Source organism: Flavobacterium sp. 1355, from assembly GCF_017833415.1.
Taxonomy (GTDB): Bacteria; Bacteroidota; Bacteroidia; order Flavobacteriales; family Flavobacteriaceae; genus Flavobacterium.
The window spans coordinates 1-9,040 of record NZ_JAFICC010000028.1; the positions used below are offsets into that span (position 1 = coordinate 1).

The window sequence follows — 9,040 nt, forward strand, 5'->3', positions numbered from 1 at the left end:
CTAAGGGTAAATCTTAATTTAAAATACACTGCCTGAAGAATTATAGATTTTGGATAGCTATGACCTGTGGTATTCATTTTTTTTTAGTTTTAAAATTCCAAAGATATAAGCTATTCCCAAATGCGACAGAACCCTTATTCTGACTAACTTGTATTAGCCCGCTAGTCTTTGGAATCGTGGCACATTTCTTTCACAAAACATAAAAATAGTTCAAAATCAAGCGATGGTTCCAAATACATGAAAAAAAATTATGAAATAAATGTTAATTTCTTATTTTTGAAAAATTTAGCACAACGGAAATCAAAGGGGGCTACATAAAAATTCACTGGATTTTGAATTCATAATATAACAATCGAAAAGTGCTCTGGGAATAAAAATAAACAATATGAAAAAGAAAATTTTCACTTTATTTTATCTGCTGTTGTCTTTATCGGCTTTTGCGCAAAGAATGAACATTCCTGTGGAAGATGCCGACTCACGCTTTACACTTTCTGTCCAGCGCAGCAGTTCTTTGGCTGGTGGAAGCGAATATTATTATTTCTATATTCAGAATAATACTAGCAGGGAATATGAATTAAATATTCAGATTACACTTGAATTGGCTTGTGTCGGTACCAAAACAATTTCACTTCGTTCAGGAGTTTCTAATGTTTTACACTTATCACCAAATGCCCGCTATAATTCAGAGAACCAAGCCCAATTTATATATTTCGGCAAAAAAGACTGCGCTGTTTCCTTAGGAAATAATGATTATACGCTTTACAAAAGTATTAGCTACAGTATTGGCAATGTACACGACATCAGCAAGGACAAAGAAGAGGCAATCGCAAAAAAGAAAGCCCAGGAAGATCGGAAAAAAGCTGATGAATTGCGCGTTAAACAGCAAAAAGAAGAACAAAATTCTATTGCAAAACAACAGGCAGAGCAACAAAGACAACAAACTATTACATCATACAAAACGGATCAAAGCGCAGCAACACAGCAACAGCCAGAAAGCCAGCGTCTCGCAGACCAACAAGCCCAATATGCCAGAAACTTGGAAGCGCAAAGGCAATACCAGGCAGAACGCACTGAATCCATCACAAAAGGAGTTACCGATCTGGGAAATCTTGTTGGGAGCTGGATCCAACAAAATCAGGCTGATAAAGCAAAAAAAGAGGCTCTTGAGGAACAGCGTGCAGAAGAAGAACGCCAGCGACAATATGCCCTTTACCTAAAAACGAGCAGCCGCAAAAATGCCTTTGCTGAGGTGCCCTCCAAAGATATTCCGCTGATTTCACAGGAAAAGGCGTCAAGTATCTATTATTTCATTTACGCCTACAGCAATTTAGACAGCGAATACGGGGCATCGGCGTATATTTCTAATGTTTTTGAAATTGGCAGGTACAATGACGGAACACGGGCCTACACGGCAACAGTTAAAAATGATATTGAGAATCTTAGCCCTTGTGCCGAAGTACTGCACGGCTATTATTACACATCCCAGCAGGCCGAGCAGAAAAGACAAGAGCTTATTGCTGTTTTGCAGAGCAGCGGTTGCACTGTAAATAATATTTTTTACAAAGGAAAAGCCTCCATAGCAAAAGCGGGCAGCATCACTGCCGAAAAGCAGGAGTCCAGTTACGGCACGCTAATTACTGCGCCTGCAAAAATTGATACGCGTCCCAATAATGGAACAGCGCCAAACTCGCAAGTAGATAAATTCAAGGAAAGCCAGTCCAAAAATTACGGGACAATAATTAAATAGACGCTTATGAACGATACAGTACTTTTTTCCCTTGTCCTGGTGAGCATTACCTTTCTTTGGAGCCGCAGTCGAGCTAAAAATTCAAGAAGCGAACCCTTTTTAATAATCGCATTATGAACAAGTATACGAGAAAGCTGATGAATTTGAGTGTACTACATTGCCAAATATTGTTTCAGCTTTTAACCAACCATAAAATTCTAACATAATAATAAAAAGTAATGAATCTGTTGAAGCTTTTTTTAAAGAAAAATTTTAAAATTTTAATTGTATCATATTTTATGATTACCAGCGCTACAATTTTTTCCCAAAATGCTATTGCAGAGCTAAAATTTGAAGAAGCCGAAACGGCGTTTAACAATGGCAATTATGAACTTACAATTCAAAAAACTGATGAATTTGAGAAAGTCTTAGGTGGCATAACCGACAAGTCATTGTATTTGCGAGTAGCTTCTCAAAATAAATTGTTTAATCCTGCCAATTTTTATACAGACGAAAAGCAATTCACGCTCTACAATTCATTGACAGAGAATGCCGAGAAATATGTAAATGCTACTGCAAATAATGGGCTAGATGATAAATTCAAAGAAATTTACGCTATTGGTGAAAACCTGAAAAAACTTAATTTACCAAAAGAAAAAACAATCTGGATTAAAGAAAAACAGCGCATCGAAAAAGAAGAACTTGCCAGGCAAAGGGCAAAGCTTGAGCAAATTGAGCAATACAAAAAAACTTTTGAGGAATTCACTATAGATGATTTGCCTTTTGGGCAGACAATAGAAGAATTTCAAAAACAGCATCCAGATATTCTTGCCGAGAATTACAAAATGTCAAAAACCAAATGGGCAGCAGGCACAGATGAGGATTTGATATATGCCTGCCATTCCAAAAGCATCGCCTTTGAGAATAAGGAAAATTTCCTATTGCCTTACAATTCATCAACAGGCGCACCAATTTATGATACCACTATTCATTTGGTGCTTGTGAAAAATGGCAGAATCGTTGGATTTCAAAAAACTATTTTTTACTTCAACAGCAAAGGACAGGGTAATCTGACTTACTCGGAAGCAATTTCGGAGACCAATAAATATGTTGAGAAATTCAAAGCTGAATTCCAATCATATGGCAATAAAGCTACTGATGTTATACCTTATTATAGCTCACAAAATCAATGGAGCTGGATTACAGCAGACAAAAAAGGTGTTCATTTATACAGCGACAATTATGTGGATGAAAAAAATCCAAAAAGATGGAAGAGCTCCCTTACATTACGAGTATTCAAAGACTATAAATAAATTTAAAAAACAATTATGATTATGATGAGAAAACTACTTTTAGCCGCTATGTTAACGGTTACAACATTTGCATTTTCACAAGGTGAGCTTTATGCTACTGTAGGAATGACTAAATTCAGCGAAAAAGATAATGGACAGAAATTCGACGACCATAAAGGTACGGTATCCGGTAAATTGGGTTTTACTTTCTGGATACCTTTTCAGGACGCCCGATTCTCAATCAATCCCGGAATATCTTATGGCACCATGGGAACCAAATTTAAAGATGAAGATGACAATACTACTGTAACACTTGGATATGTAAGTGTTCCTGTTGATTTTGTATACAAAATCAAACCTATTGGAAGCACTTTCTTTTTCTCTGCCGGTGGTTACTATGGGTATCTTACTTCAGCCGAAACGCAAGATGTCGAGTTAAAAATAAATGATGGTGACTATTCATATAAAACCAGTGATTACGGTCTAAATGCAGGAGCTGGATATTTCTTTGATAATGGCATTACGCTGCGCTTAACCTATACACAAGGCCTAGCCAATATTATGAATTATCCAAGCGGTGTCAATGACAGCCATATTAAAAATTCAAATATTGGATTCTCCATAGGTTATATACTATTTAAAAAGAGAATATAGCTCACGGAATCAATACAGCCTGAAGCATGAAAATACTTCCGCCATTCAAATAGTAACATTTTCTACTGTTATGTCTGGTTTAAATTTATCGGCTTACAACAAATCAGCAAAGAGCGCTCTTTAAGTCCGGAGAGAGAACCTTGGCGAATTTGAATTGCGGAAGTTATTATTTGAGAGAAAAACTGTGTTTTTTATCGCATCTGTCATCAAAGCGGAATAAATCAGAGACCTACTATTACCCTGCTCATTTATAAAATCATTATAGTTAGTGGCTTTGGATTTTACAACAAAAACTTAATTCTTTCTCTTAACTTAGTAACAATTAATTTGCTTTTAGTTTTTATGCATACTCGTGGCACAGTTGTATTTTGAAAATTACATACACTACAGCGACAAGCGGCGCGACTCACACTTAGAATATTTAAGGAGTCTTTATTTTAAAAAAAAAGAGTGTTTTTCTGATGTACAAAAAAACAAGCTAAATCAATTTGAAGGGGATTACTTTTGTGGCACAAAACATAAATCGAAAAAAGTAATTCATAGAGCCAAAGAAAGACAATTCTACCGTAACTATAACAATCTTTTCAAATCCTCTATAATATATTTGTAGAATTGTATATTATTTTAGTGCCATAAACCAATTGAGTTTTTATAATTTTTGCATCAATCCCCAACAGGACATCTAAACCAAATTTACAAAGCCAATGAAAGACAGACATTACATATAGTAAGCCAATTGCTTCAAATCATCCAAAAAAGATGTTGAAATTTGTCCTGTCCCCGTCACTAGAAAGCCAAATGGCGCCAATTGAAGACAATTGGCGCCATTTTTTTATCTACACTAATAAATACGCTAACTTTCAATCATTTTTGCTTTTATTTTCTTTATTTCAAACAATAGCCAAATTGCATCAAAGTATATACTATATAAAAAACAGCACAAATAGTCGATTTGCCACTCGATAACCTAACAGGATTCGAACCCCCAGAATATAATAGAAAGTGACTCTATATAATCTCCAAATTGCTTTCAATTACTATTCAATGACAAATAATGAAATCTGATTTCAAAAAGTATCTAAGCATATTATTGCTATATTTGCTTAAGAGCCTGCCAGCGATGCCATTCCGATTAAAAAGCTGGCCAAACAGTCAAAACCAATATGTCATTTACGCCAGATGTCCAATATACTCAAAAACCATATAGCCAAATTTGCACAGGTCTCAGACAATGACTTTGAGCAGATCAAAAAATTCTTCGACATTAAAGAAACTTATAAAAAAGAGAACCTTCTAAAGGAGGGACAGATCTGCCGGCATCATTATTTTGTTTTGGACGGCCTGCTTAGAAAGTTTTATATTAACGAGAAAGGTACCGAACAAACCACGGAATTTGCCATAGAAACATGGTGGCTTACCGATAACTTTGCCTACGAGAACCAGCTCGCGACAGAATTTTATATTCAGGCAGTAGAGAAATCAACATTGCTTTACATCACTTTGGAGAAGCAGCAGAAGTTGCTGGAAGAGTTTCCGGTAATGGAGCGCTATTTCCGTTTTGTTTACCAGAGGGCATATGCGGCGGCCCAAAAACGCATTAAATTCCTTTTCTCGTTCTCTAAGGAAGAGTTTTATTTCCAGGCAGTCAGAAACCACCCCGAATTCATCCAGCGCGTTCCCCAATACCTGATTGCTTCCTATCTAGGATTCACACCCGAATACTTGAGCGAAATACGCAAAAGGCTTCTTTCTTAAACCAGTTTAAGTTTTTTCCTTTCCTTATTGTTCAATTTTGCATGGAACAATTTAAAAATAATAATACAATGCAAAAACGACTTAACATTAAGCAGGCCGCTCCAGATGCACTGAAAGCGATGATCGGCCTTGAAAGCTACCTTTCAAAGATTTCCATATCCAAGACAGCCAAAGAACTCATAAAGATACGTGCCTCGCAGATTAACGGCTGTGCATACTGCATCAACATCCACACCCAGGACGCCGTTAAAAACGGCGAGTCAAACCAGCGTATTTTTCTCTTGAGTGCCTGGAAGGAAGCTGGGGACATTTTTACAGAAGAGGAAAAAGCAGTTCTTGCTGTAACTGAAGAAATAACATTAATCCATGAGAATGGATTAACGGATGAAACCTATACAAAGGCCTTGCAGTATTTCAGTGAAAGCCAGATAGCAGATATAATAACGGCCGTAATTACAATCAATCTTTGGAACAGGGTTGTTCTCAGCACCCATCTCCGTATAGGAGAAAGTCTTGCATAACATTGCAAAAAAAAAAATAGTTTAATTACGATGCATCAAAAATTTTAGAATTACAATTAAATTTGAAGACGATAGGCCCGATTTGTTTCGGGCTTATTGCTTTTACGAAAAACTTATTTAGGATAACCAATTAGCAAACATTTTAATGTTTCCGAAAGACGGCAAATTGCTGACATTCCTCTATTTATCACAAAACATACATCAATTTTTTTGGTCCTAATAGCAACACAAATTCTTTTACATCGAGACAAAAGATTGGTACTGATAGCTGGAAACGCTCCTAAAAATCATTAATATAAAAAATCTGAGAGTAATTCATAAAGCTGAAGAAAAACAATCCTACCCTAACTAAAACATTTTTTTTAATCCTTGATAAAATTTGTAAATTTATATTTGTTTAATGCTATGAATCAATTGAGTTTGTATAATTTTTACATCAATCCCCAACGGTACATCTAAACCAAAATAATATAGCCAATGAAAGACAGACACTACATGTAGTACGCCAATCTCTTCAAATCTTCCAAAAAATTTATTGTAATTTGTCCCGTAGAGGTACGGTCAATTTTTCCCGAAAAAGTTTTAAATGGTCAAGTAATTTTAACCTTAGTATTTCCCAAAATAAACTTATTAGCTTTTTCTTAGTCTAGAGTCTGTATGATGATTATAATGGTAACTCTGTCATTTTCCCGCCATTTTATCCAGCCTTGTTTTCCTTTGCACTTTTCATTTCCAACGATATAATCAACGGGTTTAATTTCTGCCCATTCATTTTGAACGTCTGTCACTTTAAAAAAACAGTGCTTATCAGCTGTATTAGTTTTTGATCCCTCTGGGTTGTCATATACATCGGTTTCATGATGAGGGGCTATCATCGGGGCATTTTGCAGATAACTTTTCCAGCTTTTATAATTGTACTGATTTTTACTGTTTTCTCCTGTTTTAATATACCCCGTTTCTTTTGTGGTTTCATTTAATATCACTTTAAAATATTTTGAATTCGATTCAATTACCGTAAATTTTAAAGTAGTTCCATAACTAGCTAAACCTGAATTGATGCGGGTTTCACTTTCGGCTGTGCCTGAACTGGCAGCTATAGCATAAGGGTTGAATTTTCTTTTTAAAACACTTGAGTTAATTTCGATGCTCCCGCTATTTTTTCCGAGATAAATTTGGTCAAATGTTATTGTATCGAATACTTCATCAAGATTTTTAGATAAAAATATATTTAATGGTTCGTGTGAATTAATTTCCAGTATTCCAATTCCAATAGGATTTTTACTTTCAATTTCGAGAGCTGTATTTTCTGAAATGCAGGAGATAAATAGCAAAGAATATAATAACGGGAGTACTGTTTTCATAGTGAATTATTTTCTTCTCATTTAATTGTTTAAATATTCATTATGAGAATTTAAAAAGACTAAATTAATTAAAGATGAAGATATTAATTTAATAAAAATTACTGTTTTCATGAGTTACATTTATTTTTGTAAATCAATTATGACATACTGTTTTTTAATCAAGACAATTATAAAAACCGCTTTCAATTTTTTCCATCAGTTTTTTTACTAATTTACGATAGAATCTCCTGTTTTGTCTAGCGGCTTTTTTACTTTGAAAAGAAATCGGGTAAGTATCTATTACTGTACCCAGATTAATTTCATAGCAGTTTTTATCTGTAATTAAAACCTTCCGGGTTTTAATAAAGTCTCCTTGGATAATTAACACGTCACCTTCTTTTGCTTCAATTTCAAATTTGCCATCATTGTCTGTTTTTGTCTTTCTTCCCATACCTATTATTTCAATAGGAACTTCAACAGCTGGTAAAGGAATGCTTGCATAGTAGGAGTTATCAAAAACAAACCCTCTAATTAATTTACTTTTTGCTGCTGATTCTTGTCCAAAGGATAGAAGAGCTAAATGACAAAACAATATGCAGATATTTTTTTTCATATGTTTTATTTGTATTTAATATATGATGTTAAATTTAATTTTTATGCTCTAAAAAGATTGGAAATTTTATCACAAATAAAAAAATATAAATCGATTGTCAAATTAACAATAAAAATGTATTTGAAGTTTTAAATTTCCTTATAAGTATAGAGGCTATAAAGTAGAAAAAAGGTTGGGAGCGGAATGATTTTTTTTCTATTATATTTTCGGAATAACCAGAATAACTTAATAGTAGTTTAACTTAACGGGACTCGAACCAAGTATTCTTGAAAATAAAGGAGTTTAAAATTTTAAGAAATTGATACAAGATTTATCGAACCATAAAAAAGCCGGGAAATATAGATTTCTCGGCTTTTAATTTTTACTAGTAGCGGGAAGAGGACTCTAACCCCTATCCTGCAACTATAACTGGATTATAGTTTTTAGACAAAAAAAAGTATAAGGAGTTTGTCACTAAAAATGGACTAAATTTAAATGGAATTAATTTCAAACCAGAATAAGCACTACAGCTAACAGCTGTTTGGTGAGGTTTAGGCTGAATTAAAGATGGTTTCATATATGGAAAATTAGTGTTTAACTGAAAAATCCCGCAGCTATATTCCCCAAGCTCGGCAGGCGACAGAGCATTCAATGAAAACGGCAATAAAAATCGAGTTAAAAATTAAACTGACAGGCTTTTATACTTTGGATTGAAGCAAACATTAGAATGGTCCTGCCCTAGCCCCGATAGAAGTGGAAATCCTTTTGTGCCGGGGTTCGGCGCAAAAGATTGTAACGTATAGCGGGAAAAAGCTCCAAAAAAAACAATATCAAACCTAAAAACCCAGTGATCAGCATCAAATACAACCAAAAATTACAACAAGCACCACCGTAATTCTCAAAACCAAATCAAAGACCCAAAAACCGCAGCCAAAAACACCCAACCCCTATGACCCGCAGAACCCTTAAAAAGAACCCCAAAGACATAACATTAAAAGGAGAAAAATCAAATCAGAGATATTGGGTACCTTTTATTTATCGCGGCGAATTAAATATGAGCCAAGGTAATGACTAGTCCTAAATAATCGATACAGATTATTAGACAAATATATTTAATTAAACACCTGTAAGAACTTTTTTTACAGGTGTTTTTCTTTTAT

Annotated in this window: 7 protein-coding genes; 5 read left to right on the forward strand and 2 right to left on the reverse strand. The window is 34.5% G+C overall.

Going from position 1 to position 9,040, the window contains the following annotated elements; all coding sequences use genetic code 11:
* The first annotated feature begins 385 nt into the window (after window positions 1-385).
* The 5 genes from JOD96_RS22300 to JOD96_RS22320 all read left to right on the forward strand — a co-directional run bounded on the left by JOD96_RS22300 (window position 386) and on the right by JOD96_RS22320 (window position 5,948).
* On the forward strand, window positions 386-1,747 hold the full coding sequence (locus JOD96_RS22300; RefSeq protein ID WP_209566442.1) for a hypothetical protein: 1,362 nt from the start codon (window positions 386-388) through the stop codon (window positions 1,745-1,747).
* Window positions 1,748-2,025: 278 nt separating this feature from the next.
* Complete coding sequence (locus JOD96_RS22305; RefSeq protein ID WP_209566443.1) at window positions 2,026-3,039, forward strand: hypothetical protein; 1,014 nt, start codon at window positions 2,026-2,028, stop codon at window positions 3,037-3,039.
* A 21-nt stretch (window positions 3,040-3,060) separates the two neighbouring features.
* The gene (locus JOD96_RS22310) at window positions 3,061-3,672 is read left to right on the forward strand and encodes a porin family protein (RefSeq protein ID WP_209566444.1); all 612 of its coding nucleotides are present in this window, start codon (window positions 3,061-3,063) and stop codon (window positions 3,670-3,672) included.
* Between the two features lie 1,179 nt (window positions 3,673-4,851).
* Window positions 4,852-5,427: a Crp/Fnr family transcriptional regulator gene (locus tag JOD96_RS22315; protein WP_053471291.1), complete on the forward strand. Its 576-nt coding sequence runs from the start codon at window positions 4,852-4,854 to the stop codon at window positions 5,425-5,427.
* Between the two features lie 68 nt (window positions 5,428-5,495).
* The gene (locus tag JOD96_RS22320) at window positions 5,496-5,948 is read left to right on the forward strand and encodes a carboxymuconolactone decarboxylase family protein (protein WP_053471468.1); all 453 of its coding nucleotides are present in this window, start codon (window positions 5,496-5,498) and stop codon (window positions 5,946-5,948) included.
* 641 nt (window positions 5,949-6,589) lie between these two features.
* On the opposite strand, the gene JOD96_RS22325 is transcribed toward JOD96_RS22320, so the two are convergent.
* Together JOD96_RS22325 and JOD96_RS22330 are read right to left on the reverse strand one after the other, a co-directional pair.
* On the reverse strand, window positions 6,590-7,309 hold the full coding sequence (locus JOD96_RS22325) for a hypothetical protein (protein WP_209566445.1): 720 nt from the start codon (window positions 7,307-7,309) through the stop codon (window positions 6,590-6,592).
* Window positions 7,310-7,463: 154 nt separating this feature from the next.
* Window positions 7,464-7,901: a hypothetical protein gene (locus JOD96_RS22330; RefSeq protein ID WP_209566446.1), complete on the reverse strand. Its 438-nt coding sequence runs from the start codon at window positions 7,899-7,901 to the stop codon at window positions 7,464-7,466.
* Between the last annotated feature and the right edge of the window lie 1,139 nt (window positions 7,902-9,040).

Bases quoted from the DNA above. Each gene is read 5' to 3' on its own strand.
- JOD96_RS22300 (WP_209566442.1), top strand. From the start codon at position 386: ATGAAAAAGAAAATTTTCACTTTATTTTATCTGCTGTTGTCTTTATCG.
- JOD96_RS22305 (WP_209566443.1), top strand. From the start codon at position 2,026: ATGATTACCAGCGCTACAATTTTTTCCCAAAATGCTATTGCAGAGCTA.
- JOD96_RS22310 (WP_209566444.1), top strand. From the start codon at position 3,061: ATGATGAGAAAACTACTTTTAGCCGCTATGTTAACGGTTACAACATTT.
- JOD96_RS22315 (WP_053471291.1), top strand. From the start codon at position 4,852: ATGTCCAATATACTCAAAAACCATATAGCCAAATTTGCACAGGTCTCA.
- JOD96_RS22320 (WP_053471468.1), top strand. From the start codon at position 5,496: ATGCAAAAACGACTTAACATTAAGCAGGCCGCTCCAGATGCACTGAAA.
- JOD96_RS22325 (WP_209566445.1), bottom strand. From the start codon at position 7,309: ATGAAAACAGTACTCCCGTTATTATATTCTTTGCTATTTATCTCCTGC.
- JOD96_RS22330 (WP_209566446.1), bottom strand. From the start codon at position 7,901: ATGAAAAAAAATATCTGCATATTGTTTTGTCATTTAGCTCTTCTATCC.